This window comes from Klebsiella sp. CB_Kp196 (assembly GCF_040061575.1).
Lineage (GTDB): Bacteria > Pseudomonadota > Gammaproteobacteria > Enterobacterales > Enterobacteriaceae > Klebsiella > Klebsiella michiganensis.
In genome coordinates, this window is the sequence record NZ_JBEAFH010000054.1 from 81,130 (window position 1) to 102,795 (window position 21,666).

The window sequence follows — 21,666 nt, forward strand, 5'->3', positions numbered from 1 at the left end:
AGGGGAAAAGTTATCGGGATGAAATGACCAGTTCGTCATAGCCGGAAACCGCGCACGGCTGACGGCTAAACGCCAGGGAGGTCAGTTCGCCTATCACCAGCTCAAGGGTGGTGCGGACGGTACAGCCGGGCATCATATGGCCGCCGAGCATGGCGCCTTGCGGATCGGATATCGCTAAATGGAGATGTTCACCTTGCCATTCCAGCGTGCCGTTCAGGGAGATAACCTCATAGGTTCCGGTCAATAAAGTGGTCTCATCCTGACCGGCAAAACGTAATGCCGCATCGCTTAAGCTGCCGGTACAGCCGGCTATCCAGGCGGCCTGAATCTGTTGCTCTTGTATGAAGGCGCGCAGGCGTGAAAAAACCTCATCGCCCGGAAGTAAGCGAAGCGCATAGTAACGAGCCGCAGAGGGCTGCAAGTGGGGGATTGTCATTTTTTCGAGGGACTCCGAGACTCGGACGTAACGGTCATCATATCGCCGCTATACGGTATAGTTTCTGATATAAATCAGTGTTTGCCGCCCGGCAACGAAAAGATTTTGCTACGCTTATTCGTCATTGTGGAATAGGGAATAAATTCCGCGGCAGAGAGGGTAAAAGTGTGATGTAAGTCAGATAAATGGTTTCTCCGGCTGGACAATCATTCCTTTTATTCCTTGTTTGGCTTATTCTAGCTGAAGCGTTTCAGTCGTCTAAATGTTCGACAATTAATCAATCAGTCGCAGTTTGCGACAGGTAAGGTTTCCCTTAGAGCGTTGCTGCATTACTCTGTCAGCCACCTCATATCATGGATAGCCTTGCAGGAGACCTATGACCATACGCATTGCGATTAATGGCTTCGGTCGCATCGGGCGTAACGTGGTTCGTGCTTTGTATGAATCCGGGCGTCGTGCGGAAATTACCGTGGTGGCAATCAATGAACTGGCGGATGCTGCCGGCATCGCGCATTTATTGAAATATGACACCAGCCATGGGCGCTTTGCCTGGGATGTACGTCAGGAGAGAGAGCAGCTGTTTGTTGGCGACGATGCCATTCGTCTTCTGCATGAATCTTCCCTTGAGGTGTTGCCCTGGCGGGAACTGGCGGTTGATGTGGTGCTTGACTGTACCGGCGTTTACGGCAGCCGCGAGCATGGCGAAGCCCATCTTCAAGCCGGCGCCAGAAAAGTGCTTTTTTCACACCCTGGCGGCAACGACCTCGACGCGACGATCGTTTTTGGCGTAAACCATGCTGAGCTCAGAACCGAGCACCGTATCGTCTCCAACGCCTCCTGCACCACCAACTGCATTATTCCGGTCATTAAGCTGTTAGATGATGCCTACGGTATAGAGTCAGGAACGGTAACCACGATCCACTCATCAATGAACGATCAGCAGGTCATTGATTCCTGGCATCCGGATTTACGCAGGACGCGAGCGGCCAGCCAATCAATCATCCCGGTTGATACTAAGCTTGCTGCGGGGATCACGCGTTTTTTCCCTCAGTTTAACGATCGCTTTGAAGCGATCGCGGTTCGTGTACCGACGATTAATGTGACGGCGATCGACCTTAGCGTAACGGTGAAAAAACCGGTAAAAGCAAGTGAAGTCAACCAGTTGCTGCAAAAAGCAGCACTGGGTGCATTTCATGGTATAGTTGACTATACGGAATTGCCGTTAGTCTCGATAGATTTCAACCACGATCCCCATAGCGCCATCGTTGATGGCACGCAAACGCGGGTAAGTGGCGCGCATTTGATCAAAACGCTGGTCTGGTGCGATAACGAATGGGGCTTTGCTAACCGGATGCTCGACACCACGTTAGCGATGGCCGCACAAGGTTTCAGGTAAGGCGCTCAGGCGCCTGCAAAACTTTATCAAGAATCAACGAGAGGATTCACCATGTCTGTAATTAAGATGACCGATCTGGATCTGGCTGGTAAACGCGTTTTTATCCGTGCGGATCTGAACGTACCGGTTAAAGAAGGGAAAGTAACCAGCGACGCGCGTATCCGTGCTTCTCTGCCGACCATCGAACTGGCCCTGAAACAGGGTGCGAAAGTGATGGTCACTTCCCACCTGGGTCGTCCTACCGAAGGCGAGTACAACGAAGAATTCTCTCTGCTGCCGGTTGTTAACTATCTGAAAGACAAACTGTCTAACCCGGTACGTCTGGTTAAAGATTACCTGGACGGCGTTGAAGTCGCTGCCGGTGAGCTGGTGGTTCTGGAAAACGTTCGCTTTAACAAAGGCGAGAAGAAAGACGACGAAGCGCTGTCGAAAAAATACGCTGCGCTGTGCGATGTATTCGTCATGGACGCGTTCGGTACCGCTCACCGCGCGCAGGCTTCTACTCACGGTATCGGCAAATTCGCTGACGTCGCTTGCGCAGGCCCGCTGCTGGCCGCTGAGCTGGACGCCCTGGGTAAAGCGCTGAAAGAACCGGCTCGTCCGATGGTCGCTATCGTGGGTGGTTCTAAAGTTTCTACCAAACTGACCGTTCTGGACTCCCTGTCTAAAATCGCTGACCAGCTGATCGTCGGCGGCGGCATCGCCAACACCTTCGTTGCCGCTCAGGGCCACAACGTCGGTAAGTCCCTGTACGAAGCCGATCTGGTTGACGAAGCGAAACGCCTGCTGACAACCTGCGATATCCCGGTTCCGACTGACGTTCGCGTGGCAACCGAGTTCTCTGAAACCGCAACCGCTACCCTGAAATCTGTTAACGACATCAAAGATGAAGAGCAGATTCTGGACCTGGGCGATGCTTCCGCAGAGAAACTGGCTGAAATCCTGAAAAACGCGAAAACCATCCTGTGGAACGGCCCGGTCGGCGTATTCGAATTCCCGAACTTCCGCAAAGGTACTGAAATCGTAGCTAACGCCATCGCAGACAGCGAAGCGTTCTCCATCGCAGGCGGCGGCGACACCCTGGCAGCAATCGACCTGTTCGGTATTGCTGACAAAATCTCCTACATCTCCACCGGCGGCGGCGCATTCCTCGAATTCGTGGAAGGTAAAGTTCTGCCGGCAGTAGCCATGCTCGAAGAGCGCGCTAAGCAGTAATTCAGTTCAGGCGGGGAGACCCGCCTGTTTTTCAGCGCGCGTAAAAGCTCGCGAACCTTCTTCAACGGTCGAAGATACAGATACAGGACTACGTAACATGTCTAAAATTTTTGATTTCGTAAAACCGGGCGTCATCACTGGCGACGACGTTCAGAAAGTGTTCCAGGTAGCTAAAGAAAACAACTTTGCTCTGCCAGCGGTAAACTGCGTGGGTACTGATTCCATCAACGCCGTTCTGGAAGCAGCTGCAAAAGTTCGTTCTCCGGTTATCGTTCAGTTCTCTAACGGCGGCGCTGCGTTCATCGCGGGCAAAGGCGTGAAAACTGACGTTCCTCAGGGCGCAGCCATCCTGGGCGCTATCTCTGGCGCGCATCACGTGCATCAGATGGCTGAGCACTACGGTGTTCCGGTTATCCTGCACACTGACCACTGCGCTAAGAAACTGCTGCCGTGGATCGACGGTCTGCTCGACGCGGGTGAAAAACACTTCGCCGCAACCGGCAAACCGCTGTTCTCTTCTCACATGATCGACCTGTCTGAAGAGTCCCTGCACGAAAACATCGAGATCTGTTCTAAGTACCTGGCGCGTATGGCCAAAATGGACATGACTCTGGAAATCGAACTGGGCTGCACCGGCGGCGAAGAAGACGGCGTGGACAACAGCCACATGGACGCTTCTGCTCTGTACACCCAGCCGGAAGACGTTGATTACGCGTACACCGAGCTGAGCAAAATCAGCCCGCGTTTCACCATCGCCGCTTCCTTCGGTAACGTACACGGCGTTTACAAGCCGGGCAACGTGGTACTGACCCCGACTATCCTGCGCGACTCTCAGGAATACGTTTCTAAGAAACACAACCTGCCGCACAACAGCCTGAACTTCGTATTCCACGGTGGTTCCGGTTCTTCCGCTCAGGAAATCAAAGACTCCGTAAGCTACGGCGTGATCAAAATGAACATCGATACCGATACCCAATGGGCAACCTGGGACGGTATCCTGCAGTACTACAAAACTAACGAAGCTTACCTGCAGGGCCAGCTGGGCAACCCGAAAGGCGAAGACCAGCCGAACAAGAAATACTACGATCCGCGCGTATGGCTGCGCGCTGCACAGACGTCCATGGTGACTCGTCTGGAGCAGGCATTTAAAGAGCTGAACGCGATCGACGTTCTGTAAGAAAGGTTTGTTGCTTACCCGGAAGCCCGCAGAAATGCGGGCTTTTTTATTATCTGAACAACATGAAATGTTGCTAAATAAATGTGATCAATTTGGCAAAACGCACTCTTATTGTTTACCCTTAACCTGTTTGTAATTATCAGGTTTGGTTATTTTTTCCCCGTCCGGGTATCCATAAGGAAAGTTGAATGGAAGATTTGAACGTTGTCGATAGCATAAATAACGCCGGTTCATGGCTGGTGCGCAATCAGGCGTTACTGCTGAGCTATGCCGTCAACATTGTCGCGGCTATCGCGATTATTATTGTCGGTTTGATCGTGGCGCGGATTGTTTCCAACACCGTCAATCGCCTGATGCGGGCGCGGCATATTGATGCCACCGTTGCCGATTTTCTCTCTGCGCTGGTACGCTACGCCGTTATTGCTTTTACCCTGATCGCCGCTCTCGGCCGCGTGGGCGTGCAAACCGCCTCGGTGATCGCGGTGCTCGGCGCCGCGGGCTTAGCCGTCGGTCTGGCGCTGCAGGGCTCGCTGTCTAACCTTGCCGCTGGCGTCCTTCTGGTGGTCTTTCGCCCGTTCCGAGCCGGTGAATACGTTGACCTTGGCGGTATCGCGGGAACCGTGCTGAACGTGCAGATTTTCTCCACGACCCTGCGCAGCGCGGATGGCAAAATCGTGGTGGTGCCGAACGGTAAAATCATTGCCGGGAATATCATCAACTTCTCCCGCGAGCCGGTGCGCCGCAACGAGTTTATCATCGGCGTGGCCTACGACGCTGATATCGATAAAGTGAAGCAGCTGCTCACCAATATCATCGAATCGGATGAACGTATCCTCAAAGATCGTGAAATGACCGTGCGTCTCAATGAACTGGGCGCTTCTTCGGTGAACTACGTGGTGCGCGTATGGAGTAAGAGCAGCGATCTGCAAAGCGTATACTGGGACGTTCTGGAGCGTATTAAGCGCGACTTTGACGCCAATGGCATCGGCTTCCCGTATCCGCAGATGGACGTTCACGTCATTCGTCCGCAGGAAAAAGCAGAGTAATTCTCCTCTTTTATACAGGCCGGTTTGTCCGGCCTTTTTTCTGCGCCCTATTAGTAGTTCTTATTAACGATTAAAATTTTCAATTTCCTCTAATGATTTCCGCGCGCTATATTCCCCGGCATTGACTCTTTCAGTGGAAATCACTTGCGATGTTATCGTATTACTTTCAGGGCCTTGCCCTGGGAGCGGCCATGATTTTGCCGCTCGGTCCGCAAAACGCCTTTGTGATGAATCAGGGCATTCGTCGTCAGTACCACCTGATGATTGCTCTGCTGTGCGCCATCAGCGATCTGCTGCTGATCTGCGCCGGGATTTTTGGCGGCAGCGCGCTGCTGATGCAGTCACCGTGGCTGCTGGCGCTGGTGACCTGGGGCGGCGTCGCTTTTTTATTGTGGTACGGCTTTGGCGCGCTGAAAACGGCCTTGAGCAGCAATCTGGCGCTGGCCAGCGCGGAAGTGATGAAGCAGGGACGCTGGAAAATTATCGTCACCATGCTGGCTGTCACCTGGCTGAATCCGCACGTGTATCTGGATACGTTTGTGGTTCTCGGCAGCCTTGGCGGGCAGCTGGCGATGGAGCCGAAGCGCTGGTTTGCCTTAGGTACCATCAGCGCCTCATTCTTATGGTTCTTTGGGCTGGCCCTGCTGGCCGCCTGGCTCGCCCCGCGCCTGAGCACGGCGAAGGCTCAGCGCGTTATCAACGTGCTGGTCGGTCTGGTGATGTGGGTCATTGCCTTCCAGCTGGCGAAGGATGGCTTCGCTCATGTTCAGGCGCTGCTTAACTAAGCCTTGTCCGATGGACTTTCTCCGCGTACGCGCTAAGCTTGCAGGCATGCGTCTGCGTATAGACGACCAATGTAAGATGGAGAAACGACAGTGAAGTTAAAAGTCATGGCCCTGGCGGCGGCACTCGGATTTAGCGCAATGGCGGTTCAGGCAAATGAGTTGCCAAACGGCCCACATATCGTCACTTCAGGTACCGCCAGCGTCGCTGCGGTTCCTGATATCGCTACGCTGGCGATTGAAGTAAACGTCTCCGCGAAAGACGCGGCATCCGCTAAAAAACAGGCCGATGAGCGCGTGGCCCAGTATCTCTCCTTCCTGGAGAAGAGCGGCATTGCGAAGAAAGACATTAACTCAGCTAACCTGCGTACCCAGCCTGATTACGACTATCAGAACGGTAAAAGCATTCTTAAGGGCTACCGCGCGGTGCGTAGCGTTGAAGTGACGCTGCGCCAGCTGGATAAGCTCAACGGTCTGTTAGATGGGGCGCTTAAAGCCGGCCTGAATGAGATCCGTTCGGTTTCACTGGGCGTGGCGCAGCCGGACGCTTATAAAGATAAAGCGCGTAAAGCGGCGATTGATGATGCCATTCACCAGGCTCAGGAGCTGGCTACCGGGTTCCACGGCAAACTGGGGCCCGTCTACAGCGTTCGCTATCATGTCTCCAACTACCAACCGAGCCCGATGGTGCGGATGATGAAAGCCGATGCGGCGCCGGTTTCTGCTCAGGAAACCTACGAGCAGGCGACCATTCAGTTTGATGACCAGGTGGACGTGGTGTTTGAGCTGCAGCCGACCCAGCCTGCGCCAGCACCTGCGGAACCGGCGAAACCCGCTGAAGAACCCAAAGCCGCGCAGTAATCCTGTCGCCCGGCCTTAGCGCCGGGCTTTTTCTGTCACTATCTGTAAAATTGAGAGCGCGACAAAAGTCTTTTCCCTGAATAAGGTAAGGATATATCCCTGTTCTACGATGAGGTGAGCATGGATATCTTTATTTCGAAAAAGATGCGCAATTTCATTCTGCTGGCGCAGACCAATAATATTGCCAGAGCGGCGGAAAAAATTCATATGACCGCGTCTCCCTTCGGCAAGAGCATCGCTGCGCTGGAGGATCAGATCGGCTATACGCTATTTACCCGTAAAGATAACAGCATCAGCCTCAATAAAGCGGGGCAGGAGCTCTATCAGAAGCTGTTTCCCATTTATCAGCGCTTATCGGCCATCGATAACGAAATTCACTATTCCGCGCACCGCTCGCGCAACATCGTTATCGGCATCGACAATACCTATCCAACGATTATTTTCGATCAGCTCATCAGCCTGGGCGATAAATACGATGGCGTAACCACCCAGGCCGTGGAGTTCAGCGAGAATGGCGTGATTGATAACCTGTTCGATCGCCAGCTGGATTTTATTATCTCGCCGCAGCATGTTTCGCCCCGCGTGCAGGAGCTGGAAAATTTGACCATTAGCGAACTGGCGCCGCTGCGTCTGGGGTTTCTTGTTTCCCGCCGTTATGAAGATAAGCCGCCGCAGGATCTGTTACGTGAGCTGCCCTGGCTGCAGATGCGTTTCCAGAACCGGGCCAATTTTGAGGCGATGCTGGACGCGTATATGCGCCCCAGCGGGATCAACCCGACGATTATCTATCGTCCCTACAGCTTTATGGCCAAAATTAGCGCCGTAGAGCGCGGGCAGTTTTTGACGGTTATTCCTTACTTCGCCTGGCGTCTGGTGAATCCGGCGAAGCTGAAGTACTTCGACGCGCCCGGCAGCGCGATGTATATGCAGGAGTATCTCTATTCGCTGAAAAATCATCGCTATACCGCCACGATGCTTCAGCACATTACTGAAGATCGCGACGGCGCGGAGGGCTAGCCGAGCATTGAACCGTGCTCAAGCAGATTACGATGCAGGTCGAAGGCGTGGGCGAGGTCGTGGTGAATATGACCGCCGGGAGCGCTCTCCAGATAGCGATGTAAATAGTCCCGGTAGAGCGGATGCGCGCAGTTATCAATGATGGCGCGGGCGCGCTGCAGCGGCGATAGCCCGCGCAGATCGGCGATACCCTGCTCGGTAACGATCGCCTTCACGCTGTGCTCGCTGTGATCGACATGGCTGCACATCGGCACGATGGTGGAGATCTTCCCGTCCTTGGCGATGGACGGCGCCATAAAGATAGAGAGCCAGGCGTTGCGTTCAAAATCGCCGCTGCCGCCGATGCCGTTCATCAGATTCACCCCGGCTACGTGCGTCGAGTTGGCGTGACCGTAGATATCAAACTCCAGCCCCACGTTGAGGGCGATAACCCCCAGACGGCGGATAATTTCCGGATGATTGGAGATCTCCTGCGGGCGCAGGACAATGCGGCTGGCGAAGAAATCCATATTGTCGTAAATCTTGCGCAACGAACCGGCGGATATCGTCAGGCTGGAGGCGCTAACGCCGGTGATTTTCCCCGTTTCCAGCAGATGAACCACCGACTCTTGTAAAACTTCCGAGTACATCATAAAAGCCGGGATATCCGGATTTTCGCCCAGCCGCGCCATGACCGCGTTGTTGATATTGCCCACGCCGCTTTGCAGCGGCAGAAATTCAGGCGGGATGCGTCCGCGAGCCATCTCTTCCAGCAGAAAGGTGACCACGTTATCGGCAATTTTCTGACAAACCGGATTATTGTTATCCAGAACGTTTCCGGCGTCGGGCAGCTCGGTCTCCACCACAGCGACAATCTTTTTCGGATCGATTTGCACGTACCGGCTGCCCACGCGATCCATCGCATGAAAGATGGCGATGCTGTTGCGCCGCGGCGGGGCGCCGGGGATCACGATATCGGCCAGCTCGGCAACCCGCGGGCTGTGGTAGTGATTCAGCTCAATGATCACTTTCTTCGCCCGCAGCAGCCAGGTTGGCGCGTTGCCGATACCGCTGGTGAGCCAGACCCGTCCGTCCGGCGCGATAGCCGAAGCTTCGATCACCGCGACATCAATCTCGCCAAAGAACCCATAGTTGACCATTTGCGCCACTTCGCTCAGGTGCAGATCGACAAACTTCACCTGCCCCTGGTTGATTTTTTGCCGCAGTCCGGAGGCGGTCTGATACGGCGCGCGCCACGAGACGGCATCGGCTGCCGATAGCGCATCATCGGCGGCGGCGCTGATGGAGGCGCCGGTCAGCAAGCGGATCTGAAAAGGCTTCTGCGCCCGATGTAATTCATCAGCGCGGCGAGCGATGGCCGCGGGCAGCGCTTTAGGCGAACCGGCGGGCGTGAATCCGCTGAACGCCACCATCTGGTCGTGCTGGATAATCTCCGCCGCTTCATCGGCGCTCATCCGTTTCATTTTATACTCCTTAATCCGGCGTGATTAATGGCCGACGAACTCAGGTTTACGCTTTTCCATAAACGCGCTCATGCCTTCCTGATAATCCACGCTGTCGTAGACGGCGCGACGCATTCCCTGAATACGTTCGAACTCATCGGAATTCATGGTGTGGGCTTCGCCAAGCACGCGCAGCTCTTCCTTAATGACCGCGATCGCCAGCGGCGCTTTCTCGGAGATGTGGTGCGCCATCTGCAAGGTAAAATCTTCCAGTTCGTCGGCGTCCACCACGTGATTGAGAATACCGACCGCCAGCGCGCGCTGGGCGGTAATCGGCAGGGCGGTGAAAATCAGCTCTTTCACGATATGAAAGCCGGCGTCGCGGGTCAGATTGTGAATGCCGACCAGGTTGTAGGGCACGCCGAGATTCACCGGCGTCATAGAGAACGTGGACGTGCTGGCGGCGATGATCAGATCGGAGCTCATGATCATCTCAAACGCGCCGCCCCAGACGCTGCCTTCGACCATGGAGATCACCGGTTTCGGATACTTTTGGATCATACGGGTGATCTGACGCAGCGGATCGTCATACGAGAGCGGATCGCGGCGCCCGCCGGGCAATTCGTGGATGTCATGGCCGGCGGAGAAAACCTTTGCTCCCCCGGGCGCGCGTAAAATGACGCAGCGAATTTCCGGCCGGTTGAGGTCGCTCAGCGCCTGCATCAGATCGTCGATAAACACCTTGCTTAAGGCGTTGAGCTTGCGGCTATAGTTGAACTCAATCACCGCAACCTTACGGATAATTTCGACATTAACATATTGATAAGACATAAATATCCTTTTACGCAAAGTAATGATTCTGGAGGAATTCGCTAATCTGCCGCAGGCCGGTGCGCGGCGAGAGGCCGTTGTTTTTCACCGCCTGTAGCGTTTGCTGGAAGTAGCGTGCAAAGTCGGTTCGGGCAAACAGCAGGTGCAGCGCCTCGGTTTCGGCCTGCTTTTGCAGCCACTCCAGCGCCTGGCGCTGGCGCAGTTTTTCCAGATCGCCGCTGTCGGTGAGGGTGGTTTTGAAGTCAAGAATTGCGAGCCAGACGGCTTCGATGCCGCGCTGCTCCAGCGCGCTACAGCTCAAAACGCGCGGCTGCCACGCGGCGTGCTTGCGGCGCAGAATATGCAGGGCGGATTCATACATATGACGGGTGATTGCCACCCTGGCGCGGTTCTCGCCATCATCTTTATTGATAACCACGATATCCGCCATCTCCATAATCCCCTTCTTAATGCCCTGCAGATCGTCACCGCCGCCGGCGATCTGCAGCGAGATAAAGCAGTCCACCAGCCGGGAGAGTTCCGTTTCCGACTGGCCGACGCCGACGGTTTCGACAATCACCGCGTCATAGCCCGCCGCTTCGCACAGCAGTATCAGCTCCCGCGCGCGCAGGCTGGTGCCGCCCAGATGGCCGCTGGAGGGCACCGGGCGAATAAAGGCCGAATCCGATCGCGCCAGTTCGATCATGCGCGTCTTGTCGCCAAGAATGCTGCCGCCGCTGACCGGGCTGCTCGGATCGACCGCTATCACCGCGACCCGCAGGCCGTGGCGAATCAGCAGCATGCCGAAAGCTTCCAGAAAAGTGCTTTTTCCGGCCCCCGGCGTGCCGGTGACGCCGAGGCGCAGGGCGTTGCCGGTGAAGGGCATAATGGCATCCAGCAGCTGTGCGCTTAGCGCCTGATGGCGGGGATGCTGGCTCTCCACCAGCGTCATGGCCTGGGCGAGCGTGGCCCGCTCGCCCAGGCGTAGTCGCCGCACGGCGTCCGTCAGCGTGGCGTGGTTAATCATGATATTGGCTAATCCTCATCAGGACGTCGCGTACGCTCTCCAGCATCGGCGTACCGGGGCCGTAAATGGCGGCCACGCCGCGCGCCTGCAGAAAGGCGTAATCCTGCGGCGGGATGACGCCGCCGGCGATGACGCAGATATCTTCCCGCCCCCATTTTTTCAGGGCATCGATCAGCTCGGGGATCAGGGTTTTGTGGCCTGCCGCCAGCGAGGAGGCGCCCACCACGTGCACGTCGTTTTCCACCGCCAGGCGGGCGATCTCTTCTGGCGTGGAAAACATCGGGCTCAGGTCAACGTCGAAGCCGAGATCGGAATAGGCGCTGGCGATCACTTTGGCCCCGCGATCGTGACCATCCTGACCCATTTTGGCGATCAGAATGCGCGGGCGGCGGCCGCGTTCCGCGAGGAATTTTTCGGTTTGCGCAACAATAGCGTCGAACTCGCCGGCGGCTTTGTCTGACTGGTGGTAGCTTTGCGCAATCACGCCGGTGACGCACTGGCTGGGCACCAGGTAGCGGTCAAACGCCGCCTCCAGCGCGTCGGAAATTTCGCCCAGCGTGGCGCGGACGCGGGCGGCGTTGATGGCGGCGGCCAGCAGGTTTTCACCATGCTGCGCGGCGTGGGTGAGGGCGTTCAGCGCGGCTTTTACCGTCACGTCGTCCCGACTGGCGCGAATTTTTTTCAGCGAGGCGATCTGTTCGTTGCGCACCTTGACGTTGTCGATCTCCAGTACCGCCGTTTCATCTTCTTTTTCCAGCTTGTACTTATTGACGCCGACGATGACGCGCTTGCCCTGGTCGATCAGCGATTGTTCACGGGCGGAGGCCTCTTCGATCATCCGTTTCGGCAGTCCGGCCTCGATCGCCTTCGCCATTCCGCCCGCGTCGTCGATCTGCTGCATAATGGCCCGCGCCTGCTTAACGACTTGATCGGTCAGCGATTCGAGGTAGTACGATCCGGCCAGCGGGTCTACGGTGCGGCAGATCTCTGACTCCTCCTGGATGATGATCTGCGTATTACGCGCGATACGGGCGGAAAAGTCGGTGGGCAGGCCAAGCGCCTCGTCGAAAGCGTTGGTGTGCAGCGACTGGGTGCCGCCGAGCGTGGCGCCGAGCGCTTCGATAGTGGTGCGGATTACGTTGTTATACGGATCCTGCTCGGTGAGGCTCCAGCCGGAGGTCTGGCAGTGGGTGCGCAGGGCTAAGGATTTCGGATTGGTGGCGCCGAAGCCGCTTACCGCTTCGCTCCACAGGTAGCGTGCGGCGCGCAGCATCGCGACGTTCATAAACAGATCCATACCGATGCCGAAGAAAAACGACAGGCGCGGGGCGAAGTCATCGATTTTCAGCCCGGCCGAGAGCGCGGCCTTGATGTATTCGATACCGTCGGCCAGGGTAAAGGCCACCTGCTGCACGCAGTTGGCTCCGGCTTCGCCCATGTGGTAGCCGCTGATGCTGATGGTGTTAAAGCGCGGCATGTTGCCCGAACACCAGGCGATGATGTCGGCGATAATGCGCATTGAGGGCTTTGGCGGGTAAATATAGGTATTCCGGCACAGGTACTCTTTCAGAATATCGTTCTGGATCGTGCCGGTGAGCTGTTCAGGCTCCACCCCTTGTTCTTCCGCCGCGACGATATAAAACGCCATTATCGGCAGCACCGCGCCGTTCATGGTCATCGATACGGACATCTTATCCAGCGGGATCCGATCGAATAAAATCTTCATGTCTTCGACGGTATCGATCGCCACGCCGGCTTTCCCCACGTCGCCCGCCACGCGCGGGTTATCGGAGTCATAGCCCCGGTGGGTCGCGAGGTCGAAGGCGACGGAAAGCCCTTTCTGCCCGGCGGCGAGGTTGCGGCGATAGAAAGCGTTGGACTCTTTAGCGGTAGAGAAACCGGCGTACTGGCGGATGGTCCACGGCTGTGCGGTGTACATGGTGGCGCGCGGGCCGCGAACGTAAGGCGGCAGGCCGGGTAGGGTGCCGGTCACTTCCAGATTATCAAGATCGGCTTCGGTATACAGCGGCTTAACGTCAATGCCCTCTGCCGTCTGTTTTACCAGGGCATCGACGGTTTTTTCCCGCCGGCTGAGCTCTTTGTTGGCGAGCGTTTGCCACTCCCGTAACTCTGACATGTTGTGCTCCGTATGCGCAATGAAATGGGATATTGCGAATACGGTGAGCTTTTTCATCGCCCCTGTCGCCAGCAAAAAATAGCCATCGATGCGTCGTTTTTTGCCGCATGAAATGTTTTATTTTGTGATGTATTTCAAAGATATGAACAGGAGAAGGTGGGTCATACAGGCCGGACGGCGCCGGCCTGCTTGCGGGGGTTAATCTTGTCTCAACACTTTATGGCCGTAATCGATCAGCGCATCGGTCACCCGGCGCATCATGCGGCTTTCCGGAGCAAAACGGTGCCAGTAGAGCATCCGGCGCTGGAACAGGCCCGGCGTGAGGTTAATCAGTTCGCCGCTGTTCAGCTCTCTCTCAATTTGCAGATGCGGGATCATACAGCAGGTTGTTCCCTGACGGGCCAGCTGCACAAAGGCTTCCGAGGAGTTCACGATATGGCAGGGCACGCTGCCCGGCGGCAAATCGAAGTTCTGCTGCAAAAAGGCCTGGTGCATATCATCGAGATGATCGAATGCCACCACCGGCGCTTTCAGCAGCGCCGAGCGGGTCACCCCGTTGGGGAAATAGCGCTGGGCAAACTCCTTCGAGGCGACGAACAGGTAGTCGAGGGCGCCGAGCTGATCGACCAGGCAGCTGGGCAGCGCCTGCGGCTGAATACTGACCGCGCCGACCACTTCGCCGCGGCGCAGGCGTTCCTGGGTCCGGGTCTCGTCTTCCACCTGCAGGTTCAGCCGAATAGGGGAGTCGGAAAGCACGCTGGAGAGCGCGGGCAGCAGCCAGGTGGCCAGGCTGTCGGCGTTGACCGCCAGCGATAGCAGCAGCGGCGTGGAGCCGGTTTGTTCATCGCCCAGCCACTCCTCTTCCAGCAGTTCGACCTGACGCAGCAGGGCCAGCAGCTTTTGCCCCTGTTCGGTGGGACGCGGCGGTACGGTTCGCACCAGCAGCGGTTGTCCAAACATGTTTTCCAGCTGTTTGATGCGCTGAGAGACGGCGGACTGCGTAATACAAAGCTTCTGCGCGGCGCGCTCAAACCCTCGTTCCCTGATTACCGCGTCCAGCGCCTGTAGTGTTCTGTAGTCCGGTCGTTTCATTGCTCTGGCGTGCCCCCTAATACTTTTCGTTAACTCGCACTATGACATAAATTTGTTTTTGATGAAGATGAAAAATTGGCGACCGCGTTGTGTGATCGTCGTCGCAGGGACAATGACCCTCCTGATGTTCTATAATGCGCCTCAGGAATTCACATCTCGGACCATAATCATGACGCAAGATGAACTGAAAAAAGCGGTAGGCTGGGCGGCACTGCAGTATGTACAACCGGGCACTATCGTTGGGGTCGGTACGGGCTCGACGGCGGCGCACTTTATCGATGCGCTGGGTACCATGAAAGGGCAAATAGAAGGGGCGGTTTCCAGCTCTGATGCCTCTACTGAAAAACTGAAAAGCCTCGGTATCACGGTTTTTGATCTGAACAGCGTTGATCGTCTTGGTATTTACGTGGACGGCGCAGATGAAATCAACGGCCATATGCAGATGATCAAGGGCGGTGGCGCAGCGCTGACGCGTGAAAAAATTATCGCTTCGGTCGCCGACAAATTTATCTGTATCGCCGATGCTTCCAAGCAGGTGGATATTCTGGGTAAATTCCCGCTGCCGGTGGAAGTGATCCCGATGGCGCGCAGCGCCGTGGCGCGTCAGCTGGTTAAGCTGGGCGGCCGTCCGGAGTATCGTCAGGGCGTCGTGACCGATAACGGCAACGTGATCCTCGATGTGTTTGGTCTGGAAATTCTGGACGCTATTGCGCTGGAAAATACCATTAACGGTATTCCGGGCGTCGTGACCGTCGGCCTGTTTGCGAATCGCGGTGCGGACGTCGCGCTGATTGGCACCGCTGATGGTGTAAAAACTATCACTAAATAGTCTGATCCGAGGGAGCGAATCGCTCCCTCGCAAATATTTTTTCTCCAGGCCTATTTTGGTGACTTCTGTCACATTTATGCGCCTTGTCTTAGTAACAATCTACCTTTCTTTTACTTTCTGGTGTTTTGTCCTGCTATTTCCCGCTGATTGATATTTCTTCAGGTTGCCGACGCAAACGTTCATATTGCCGCAATAGTTTTTTTTGATATGTTGCTGAGAAGAACTTTCGTTCCGCACGACATCAGTTAAGACAAAAACAGGACGGGGAAATGGCTAAGGTATCACTGGAAAAAGACAAGATTAAATTTCTGCTGGTTGAAGGTGTGCACCAAAAAGCGGTGGACAGCCTTCGCGCAGCGGGCTACACCAATATCGAATTTCATAAAGGCGCGCTGGATAGCGAAGAGCTGAAAGCGTCCATCCGTGATGCCCATTTCATCGGCCTGCGTTCCCGTACTCATCTGACTGAAGAGATCTTCGCGGCGGCGGAGAAGCTGGTTGCGGTTGGCTGCTTCTGTATCGGTACCAACCAGGTTGATTTAAACGCGGCGGCGAAACGCGGTATCCCGGTGTTTAACGCCCCGTTCTCCAATACCCGTTCCGTTGCTGAACTGGTGATCGGCGAACTGCTGCTTATGCTCCGCGGCGTACCGGCGGCAAATGCCAAAGCGCACCGCGGCGTATGGAACAAGCTGGCGGTCGGCAGCTTTGAAGCGCGCGGCAAAAAGCTGGGTATTATCGGCTATGGTCATATCGGCACGCAGCTGGGTATTCTGGCCGAATCGCTGGGGATGCATGTCTATTTCTACGATATTGAAAGCAAGCTGCCGTTAGGTAACGCGACTCAGGTCCAGCATCTTTCTGATTTGTTGAACATGAGCGATGTGGTGAGCCTGCACGTGCCGGAAAACGCCTCCACGAAGAACATGATTGGCGCGGAAGAGCTGGCGCTGATGAAACCCGGCGCGCTGCTGATCAACGCCTCTCGCGGCACCGTGGTGGATATCCCGGCGCTGTGCGATGCGCTGGCGAGCAAGCACCTGGCGGGCGCGGCGATCGACGTCTTCCCGACCGAGCCGGCGACCAACAGCGATCCGTTCAACTCTCCGCTCTGTGAGTTCGACAACGTTATCCTGACCCCGCACATTGGCGGCTCAACTCAGGAAGCGCAGGAAAACATCGGTCTGGAAGTGGCGGGCAAGCTGGCGAAATACTCCGATAACGGTTCTACGCTCTCGGCGGTTAACTTCCCGGAAGTGTCGCTGCCGCTGCACGGCGGGCGCCGTCTGCTGCATATCCATGAAAACCGTCCGGGCGTTCTGACCGCGATTAACCAGATTTTCGCCGCGCAGGGCATTAACATTGCGGCGCAGTATCTGCAGACCACTCCGCAAATGGGCTACGTGGTCATTGATATTGAAGCCGAAGAAGATGTCGCGCAGAGCGCGCTGCAGGCGATGAAGGCTATTCCTGGCACCATCCGCGCCCGTCTGCTGTTCTAACTCCTTTTATGCCAGCGGGCAGGTCATCGACCTGCCCCTTTTCTCCTGATAGACCCTTCTGCAATTTCCCGTCGCCACCCAAACGCTTTGCGAGGCTTGCCGCAAACGACGATTAAAACCGTCGGATGTCGTTGTGCCTGAAAGAAAGGGATTTACGATAAAGACTCAGCGTGGGGCTGAAACGGGAAAGCCCCTACCGAGGCAGGGGCTCTAAAAGGAAAGGGACGATGATGAGACTCTTCATCATGCTGCTTATCCTGTTAATCATCGCCTGGCCAGCATATTAACAGAGAGAATGCAGGAGGGAGGTTCGCCTCCCTCACCCTTTACCCAGGAATTTAGGTGAAAAAAACAGCAATGTCAATTGTTCGGGCGTTTTACCAGAGCCAGGTTTTTGACGGCGTGATGACCGCTGGCAGCGGGATATCCCACTGCTCCGTCGGCAGCGCGTCAACCTGCTGGCAATCATGCGCGTAGCCGACCGGCTGCAGGCGATACTGCCGCCAGTTTTGCAGCGTCCGGTCGTAAAATCCGCCGCCCATACCCAGGCGCTGTCCGGCGGCATCAAACGCGACCAGCGGCGTTACCAGTACATCCAGCTGGCTAAGCGGGAGGACATCGCGCACGTCGAGCTTCGGTTCGCGGATGTTCAGACGATTCACCACCAGATCGCTGCTTGGGTGGTAGTGCAGAAACAGAAGATTGCCGGGGCTGAACGGATGAAGCACGGGGAGATAGACCCGTTTGCCTGCCCGCCAGAGCTGATCAATCAGCGGCCGCGTATCCAGCTCGCCATCAAACGAAAGAAATACCGCGACCGTCTGCGCGAGCAGAACCGGCGGATACGCCATCATTCTGTCCGCCGCATGGAGGGCGAACTGGGTTTGCTGCTCCGGTGTTAACGCGCGTCGGCGCTGGCGGATCTGCTGACGAATTTGCTGCCTGGTAAAGGGGATATCTGACAATAGGGTCATACCTGAGTCTCATCGGTGAGCAAACGATACCAACAGGCGTAGTCTAATACACGACGGCAAAAGCCGAAAATTAACTTAGGGGGGGATGAAACGAAAAAGAAGGGAATCTCCGAGATGCCGCCGCAGGCTGTAACCCTTGAACCCTTGGTTCAAGGTGAATGTGTCGTCACAGTTTTAAGGCTTCTCGGACGGGCCGAGCATGCTCACCAACCGTGGAGCGCCACATTCTTGTGGTATGAAATATCGGCTCAGGGGACTGGCCCGCTTGCAAACATCTCAGAGAAATTTTGTTCTTGCGATTACTCTAACACAGTTAAATGCAAAGTGTTATTCAAACTTCTGCCCGGGTCTTTCGCTTATGCGACCTTGCTCAAGCAATGCTTGTTCGATGGTCTGCTGAAGCATCCGAATACGCTGCTCCATGCTGGCGGCGTAGTCGCGGGTTTTCGCTTTTTCCTGAGTCAACTCATAGCTGATGTTCAACGCGGCGATGAAGACCAGCTGCTCAGTATTTGTGACTCTAGTGCGTTCTTTTAAATCTTGCAACCGCTGATTCAGGTCGTCAGCTGCCTGGTTTAAGGCATCCCTTTGTTCAGGCGGGCAATTCACTCGTAGTGAACGGCCAAAAATTTGGAGATCTACGGGTTGTGCAGACATGCCACCTTCCTGCTGATTGACTGCGCGGCCTTCACGCCCTGGGAGGGTCTGCGAAGGGGCGACACTATAGCTACCCTGGTTTTAAGATACAAGCCCTATTCTGGTTCACCAGGGTCCAAAGTGGTAGCATATCATGAATATTCCTCCCAACGATGACGAATGCGCATGTCTATACAGAACGAAATGCCTGGCTACAACGCTGTAGACCAGTTACTGAACCAACAAGGGGTAGGATTAACCCCTGCCGAAATGCACGGTTTGATTAGCGGGATCCTGTGCGGCGGCAACAAAGACAGCAGCTGGCAGCCGTTGGTGCACGATCTGACTAACGAAGGCTTGGCTTTTGGTCACGAGCTGGCGCAGGCGCTGCGTAACATGCATTCCGCCACCAGCGATTCGCTGGAGGATGACGGTTTCTTATTCCAGCTCTACCTGCCGGATGGCGACGAGGTGAGCGTGTTCGATCGCGCCGATGCGCTCGCGGGTTGGGTGAACCATTTTCTGCTTGGGCTGGGCGTGACGCAGCCTAAGCTGGATAAAGTCAAAGACGAAACGGGTGAAGCCATCGACGATCTGCGCAATATTGCTCAGCTCGGGTATGACGAAGACGAGGATCAGGAAGAGCTCGAAATGTCTCTGGAGGAGATTATCGAATACGTACGCGTTGCTGCGCTGCTGTGCCACGACACCTTCTCTCTTCAGAAACCTACTGCGCCGGAAGTTCAAAAGCCGACGCTACACTAATCATTCATTAAATCGTTCAGGGGGCGTCATGACTCAGCAGGAATTTCTCTCTCGTCGCCAGGCTCTACTGGCGCAGATGCAGCCGGGCAGCGCAGCGCTCATTTTCGCCGCGCCGGAAGCGGTACGCAGCGCAGATTCAGAATATCCCTACCGGCAGAGCAGCGATTTTTGGTACTTCACCGGCTTTAATGAGCCAGAAGCGCTGTTGGTATTGATTAAAAGCGATGAGACGCACAACCACAGCGTGTTGTTTAACCGCGTGCGCGATCTGACCGCTGAAATCTGGTTTGGCCGCCGCCTCGGGCAGGAAGCTGCCCCCGCGAAGCTGGGCGTCGATCGCGCGCTGGCATTTAGTGAAATCAATCAGCAACTGTTCCAGCTCCTTAACGGCCTCGACGCTATCTACTTTGCGCAGGGCGAATATGCCTACGCCGACGACATCGTGTTTAACGCGCTGGAAAAACTGCGCAAAGGCGTACGGCAGAATCTGCAGGCGCCAGGCTCGGTCATTGACTGGCGGCCGATGGTGCATGAGATGCGCCTGTTTAAATCGGCAGAAGAGCTGGAGGTCATGCGCCGCGCAGGGGAGATCTCCGCGCTGGCCCACACCCGCGCTATGGAAAAATGCCGTCCCGGGATGTTCGAATATCATCTGGAAGGCGAGATCCTTCACGAATTCAACCGTCACGGCGCGCGCTTTCCTTCTTATAACACCATCGTGGGCGGCGGCGAAAATGGCTGCATCCTGCACTACACCGAAAATGAGTGCGAGCTGCGCGACGGCGATCTGGTGCTGATTGACGCAGGCTGCGAATACCGCGGCTACGCGGGCGATATCACCCGAACTTTCCCGGTTAACGGCAAATTTAGCCCGGCCCAGCGCGAGATTTACGATATCGTCCTTGAATCTCTGGAAACCTCGCTGAAGCTCTATCGCCCGGGTACCTCAATTAAAGAGGTTAACCAGCAGGTGGTGCGGATTATGATTACCGGCCTCGTGCGTCTGGGGATCCTGAAAGGTGAAATTGATGAGCTGATTGCCAATAACGCCCATCGTCCTTTCTTTATGCATGGCCTGAGCCACTGGCTGGGGCTCGACGTGCATGATGTCGGCAGCTATGACGTTGACCGCTCGCGTATTCTTGAGCCGGGAATGGTGCTGACGGTTGAACCGGGGCTGTATATTGCGACGGATGCCGACGTGCCGGCCCAGTACCGCGGCATCGGCATTCGTATTGAAGACGACATCGTCATTACCGAAGACGGTAATGAGAACCTCACCGCCGGCGTAGTGAAAAAAGCGGACGATATCGAGGCGCTGATGGCGGCGGCGCGCCAGCTATGAGCGTCCTGATCGTCGGCGGAGGAATGACCGGCGCGACGCTGGCGCTAGCGATATCTCGCCTGACCGGCGGTACGCTGCCGGTGCATCTGGTTGAAGCATCTGCGCCGGATTCCGCGCAGCATCCGGGCTTTGACGCCCGCGCCATCGCTCTGGCTGCCGGCACCTGCCAGCAGCTGGCTCGCGTGGATATCTGGCAAGAGATAGCCGACTGCGCCACGGCCATTCAGCGCGTTCACGTCAGCGATCGCGGCCACGCGGGGTTTGTGACGCTCGAGGCTGAGGAGTATGGGCTGGCGGCGCTGGGCCAGGTGGTTGAGCTGCACGATGTCGGCCAGCGCCTGTTTGCGCAGCTGCGCAAGGCGCCGGGCGTGACGCTGCACTGCCCGGCAAAGGTGGAAAATGTCAGCCGCAGCGAAGAGAGCGTAAGCCTGGTTCTGGACAACGGCGAAACCCTCAGCGGTAAACTGCTGGTCGCCGCCGACGGCTCGCGCTCGACGCTGGGGGCCCGCTGTGGTATCAGCTGGCAGCAGGAACCCTATGAACAGCTGGCGATTATCGCCAACGTCAGTACCGCGCAGCCGCATAGCGGGCGCGCGTTTGAACGCTTTACCCCACACGGCCCGCTGGCGATGCTGCCCATGTCGCAGGGCCGCTGCTCGCTGGTGTGGTGTCATCCGCAGTCGCGGCGTGAAGAGGTGCTGAGCTGGTCGGACGAACGCTTCCGCCATGAGCTTCAGCAGGCATTCGGCTGGCGTCTTGGCCGGATCGTCCATGCCGGAAAGCGCAGCGTGTATCCGCTCTCGCTCACCCGAGCCAGCCGCACGGTTGCGCATCGGCTGGCGCTGGTCGGCAACGCGGCGCAAACGCTGCATCCTATTGCCGGGCAGGGATTTAACCTCGGTCTGCGCGACGTCATGAGCCTGGCGGAAATGCTGGCGCAGGCGCAGGCAGAAGGAGAGGATCCGGGCGGCTATCCGCTTCTGAGCCGCTATCAGACCCGACGCGCCGCAGATAAAGCCGCCACCGTCGGCGTGACCGATGGGCTGGTGCATCTGTTCGCCAATCGCTGGGCGCCGCTGGTGGTGGGGCGCAACGTCGGCCTGATGGCGATGGAATTATTTACCCCGGCGCGCGATGCGCTGGCGCAGCGTACCCTCGGTTGGGTTCCCCGTTAAGG

General features: G+C 56.4%; 20 protein-coding genes and 1 other RNA gene. 12 read left to right on the plus strand and 9 right to left on the minus strand.

What is annotated here, in order from left to right; translation table 11 throughout:
• Positions 1-10: 10 nt before the first annotated feature.
• A complete protein-coding gene (locus ABLU87_RS19100) occupies positions 11-436 on the minus strand; it encodes a PPC domain-containing DNA-binding protein (RefSeq protein WP_048260411.1) in 426 nt (141 codons plus the stop codon).
• A gap of 376 nt (positions 437-812) precedes the next feature.
• On the opposite strand from ABLU87_RS19100, the gene epd reads away from it, so the two are divergent.
• From epd to ABLU87_RS19135, 7 genes are all read left to right on the plus strand, one after another.
• Positions 813-1,832: an erythrose-4-phosphate dehydrogenase gene (epd, locus tag ABLU87_RS19105; protein ID WP_122117404.1), complete on the plus strand. Its 1,020-nt coding sequence runs from the start codon at positions 813-815 to the stop codon at positions 1,830-1,832.
• 51 nt (positions 1,833-1,883) lie between these two features.
• Positions 1,884-3,047, plus strand: a complete 1,164-nt coding sequence (pgk, locus tag ABLU87_RS19110) for a phosphoglycerate kinase (protein ID WP_004125049.1) — start codon at positions 1,884-1,886, stop codon at positions 3,045-3,047.
• A 97-nt stretch (positions 3,048-3,144) separates the two neighbouring features.
• Positions 3,145-4,224, plus strand: a complete 1,080-nt coding sequence (gene fbaA / locus ABLU87_RS19115; RefSeq protein ID WP_009654956.1) for a class II fructose-bisphosphate aldolase — start codon at positions 3,145-3,147, stop codon at positions 4,222-4,224.
• Positions 4,225-4,412: 188 nt separating this feature from the next.
• Complete coding sequence (locus tag ABLU87_RS19120) at positions 4,413-5,270, plus strand: small-conductance mechanosensitive channel MscS (protein ID WP_014839522.1); 858 nt, start codon at positions 4,413-4,415, stop codon at positions 5,268-5,270.
• A gap of 149 nt (positions 5,271-5,419) precedes the next feature.
• Positions 5,420-6,055 carry an arginine exporter ArgO gene (gene argO, locus ABLU87_RS19125; RefSeq protein WP_032751208.1) on the plus strand — a complete coding sequence of 212 codons (636 nt, stop codon included), beginning with the start codon at positions 5,420-5,422 and terminating at the stop codon, positions 6,053-6,055.
• 90 nt (positions 6,056-6,145) lie between these two features.
• Positions 6,146-6,913 carry an oxidative stress defense protein gene (locus ABLU87_RS19130; protein WP_025105958.1) on the plus strand — a complete coding sequence of 256 codons (768 nt, stop codon included), beginning with the start codon at positions 6,146-6,148 and terminating at the stop codon, positions 6,911-6,913.
• A gap of 120 nt (positions 6,914-7,033) precedes the next feature.
• Positions 7,034-7,930: a LysR family transcriptional regulator gene (locus ABLU87_RS19135; protein ID WP_014226814.1), complete on the plus strand. Its 897-nt coding sequence runs from the start codon at positions 7,034-7,036 to the stop codon at positions 7,928-7,930.
• Here the strand turns inward: ABLU87_RS19135 and ABLU87_RS19140 are convergent.
• From ABLU87_RS19140 to argP, 5 genes are all read right to left on the minus strand, one after another.
• Positions 7,927-9,393 (minus strand): acetyl-CoA hydrolase/transferase family protein, encoded by a 1,467-nt coding sequence (locus ABLU87_RS19140; protein ID WP_014226813.1) that lies wholly within the window; start codon positions 9,391-9,393, stop codon positions 7,927-7,929. The genes ABLU87_RS19135 and ABLU87_RS19140 overlap by 4 nt on opposite strands.
• 24 nt (positions 9,394-9,417) lie before the next feature.
• On the minus strand, positions 9,418-10,203 hold the full coding sequence (scpB, locus tag ABLU87_RS19145) for a methylmalonyl-CoA decarboxylase (RefSeq protein ID WP_014226812.1): 786 nt from the start codon (positions 10,201-10,203) through the stop codon (positions 9,418-9,420).
• Positions 10,204-10,213: 10 nt separating this feature from the next.
• Entirely contained in the window at positions 10,214-11,209 is a 996-nt protein-coding gene (meaB, locus tag ABLU87_RS19150; RefSeq protein ID WP_064375475.1) for a methylmalonyl Co-A mutase-associated GTPase MeaB, read from the minus strand.
• Positions 11,202-13,346, minus strand: a complete 2,145-nt coding sequence (scpA, locus tag ABLU87_RS19155) for a methylmalonyl-CoA mutase (protein WP_122117818.1) — start codon at positions 13,344-13,346, stop codon at positions 11,202-11,204. The genes meaB and scpA overlap by 8 nt, the downstream gene beginning before the upstream one ends.
• A 198-nt stretch (positions 13,347-13,544) precedes the next feature.
• Positions 13,545-14,438, minus strand: coding sequence for a DNA-binding transcriptional regulator ArgP (gene argP, locus ABLU87_RS19160; RefSeq protein ID WP_004105608.1), 894 nt, complete (start codon positions 14,436-14,438; stop codon positions 13,545-13,547).
• A gap of 169 nt (positions 14,439-14,607) precedes the next feature.
• On the opposite strand from argP, the gene rpiA reads away from it, so the two are divergent.
• Together rpiA and serA are read left to right on the plus strand one after the other, a co-directional pair.
• Positions 14,608-15,267 (plus strand): ribose-5-phosphate isomerase RpiA, encoded by a 660-nt coding sequence (gene rpiA, locus ABLU87_RS19165; RefSeq protein WP_004125006.1) that lies wholly within the window; start codon positions 14,608-14,610, stop codon positions 15,265-15,267.
• Between the two features lie 269 nt (positions 15,268-15,536).
• Positions 15,537-16,769: a phosphoglycerate dehydrogenase gene (serA, locus tag ABLU87_RS19170; protein WP_004115297.1), complete on the plus strand. Its 1,233-nt coding sequence runs from the start codon at positions 15,537-15,539 to the stop codon at positions 16,767-16,769.
• A gap of 377 nt (positions 16,770-17,146) precedes the next feature.
• Here serA and ABLU87_RS19175 read toward each other — a convergent pair whose 3' ends face one another.
• From ABLU87_RS19175 to zapA, 3 genes are all read right to left on the minus strand, one after another.
• Entirely contained in the window at positions 17,147-17,743 is a 597-nt protein-coding gene (locus tag ABLU87_RS19175) for a 5-formyltetrahydrofolate cyclo-ligase (RefSeq protein WP_122117817.1), read from the minus strand.
• Between the two features lie 102 nt (positions 17,744-17,845).
• Positions 17,846-18,029: non-coding RNA, 6S RNA (ssrS, locus tag ABLU87_RS19180), on the minus strand.
• Positions 18,030-18,070: 41 nt separating this feature from the next.
• Entirely contained in the window at positions 18,071-18,400 is a 330-nt protein-coding gene (gene zapA, locus ABLU87_RS19185; protein ID WP_004105598.1) for a cell division protein ZapA, read from the minus strand.
• A gap of 165 nt (positions 18,401-18,565) precedes the next feature.
• On the opposite strand from zapA, the gene ABLU87_RS19190 reads away from it, so the two are divergent.
• Genes ABLU87_RS19190 through ubiH form a run of 3 tightly spaced genes read left to right on the plus strand, consistent with a single transcriptional unit; the run spans position 18,566 to position 21,664 of the window.
• Positions 18,566-19,144, plus strand: a complete 579-nt coding sequence (locus ABLU87_RS19190; RefSeq protein WP_004133578.1) for a YecA family protein — start codon at positions 18,566-18,568, stop codon at positions 19,142-19,144.
• A 28-nt stretch (positions 19,145-19,172) separates the two neighbouring features.
• Entirely contained in the window at positions 19,173-20,489 is a 1,317-nt protein-coding gene (pepP, locus tag ABLU87_RS19195) for a Xaa-Pro aminopeptidase (RefSeq protein ID WP_014226807.1), read from the plus strand.
• Positions 20,486-21,664, plus strand: a complete 1,179-nt coding sequence (ubiH, locus tag ABLU87_RS19200) for a 2-octaprenyl-6-methoxyphenyl hydroxylase (protein WP_049083217.1) — start codon at positions 20,486-20,488, stop codon at positions 21,662-21,664. Before pepP ends, ubiH begins: the two co-directional genes overlap by 4 nt.
• Positions 21,665-21,666 lie beyond the last annotated feature (2 nt).

Excerpts from the sequence above, each read along its gene's own strand:
- argO (WP_032751208.1), top strand. The coding sequence starts at position 5,420 with ATGTTATCGTATTACTTTCAGGGCCTTGCCCTGGGAGCGGCCATGATT.
- scpB (WP_014226812.1), bottom strand. The coding sequence starts at position 10,203 with ATGTCTTATCAATATGTTAATGTCGAAATTATCCGTAAGGTTGCGGTG.
- meaB (WP_064375475.1), bottom strand. The coding sequence starts at position 11,209 with ATGATTAACCACGCCACGCTGACGGACGCCGTGCGGCGACTACGCCTG.
- ABLU87_RS19140 (WP_014226813.1), bottom strand. The coding sequence starts at position 9,393 with ATGAAACGGATGAGCGCCGATGAAGCGGCGGAGATTATCCAGCACGAC.
- scpA (WP_122117818.1), bottom strand. The coding sequence starts at position 13,346 with ATGTCAGAGTTACGGGAGTGGCAAACGCTCGCCAACAAAGAGCTCAGC.
- fbaA (WP_009654956.1), top strand. The coding sequence starts at position 3,145 with ATGTCTAAAATTTTTGATTTCGTAAAACCGGGCGTCATCACTGGCGAC.
- ABLU87_RS19175 (WP_122117817.1), bottom strand. The coding sequence starts at position 17,743 with ATGACCCTATTGTCAGATATCCCCTTTACCAGGCAGCAAATTCGTCAG.
- ABLU87_RS19120 (WP_014839522.1), top strand. The coding sequence starts at position 4,413 with ATGGAAGATTTGAACGTTGTCGATAGCATAAATAACGCCGGTTCATGG.
- pepP (WP_014226807.1), top strand. The coding sequence starts at position 19,173 with ATGACTCAGCAGGAATTTCTCTCTCGTCGCCAGGCTCTACTGGCGCAG.
- argP (WP_004105608.1), bottom strand. The coding sequence starts at position 14,438 with ATGAAACGACCGGACTACAGAACACTACAGGCGCTGGACGCGGTAATC.
- rpiA (WP_004125006.1), top strand. The coding sequence starts at position 14,608 with ATGACGCAAGATGAACTGAAAAAAGCGGTAGGCTGGGCGGCACTGCAG.
- ABLU87_RS19190 (WP_004133578.1), top strand. The coding sequence starts at position 18,566 with ATGTCTATACAGAACGAAATGCCTGGCTACAACGCTGTAGACCAGTTA.
- ABLU87_RS19135 (WP_014226814.1), top strand. The coding sequence starts at position 7,034 with ATGGATATCTTTATTTCGAAAAAGATGCGCAATTTCATTCTGCTGGCG.
- zapA (WP_004105598.1), bottom strand. The coding sequence starts at position 18,400 with ATGTCTGCACAACCCGTAGATCTCCAAATTTTTGGCCGTTCACTACGA.
- ubiH (WP_049083217.1), top strand. The coding sequence starts at position 20,486 with ATGAGCGTCCTGATCGTCGGCGGAGGAATGACCGGCGCGACGCTGGCG.
- pgk (WP_004125049.1), top strand. The coding sequence starts at position 1,884 with ATGTCTGTAATTAAGATGACCGATCTGGATCTGGCTGGTAAACGCGTT.
- ABLU87_RS19100 (WP_048260411.1), bottom strand. The coding sequence starts at position 436 with ATGACAATCCCCCACTTGCAGCCCTCTGCGGCTCGTTACTATGCGCTT.
- epd (WP_122117404.1), top strand. The coding sequence starts at position 813 with ATGACCATACGCATTGCGATTAATGGCTTCGGTCGCATCGGGCGTAAC.
- serA (WP_004115297.1), top strand. The coding sequence starts at position 15,537 with ATGGCTAAGGTATCACTGGAAAAAGACAAGATTAAATTTCTGCTGGTT.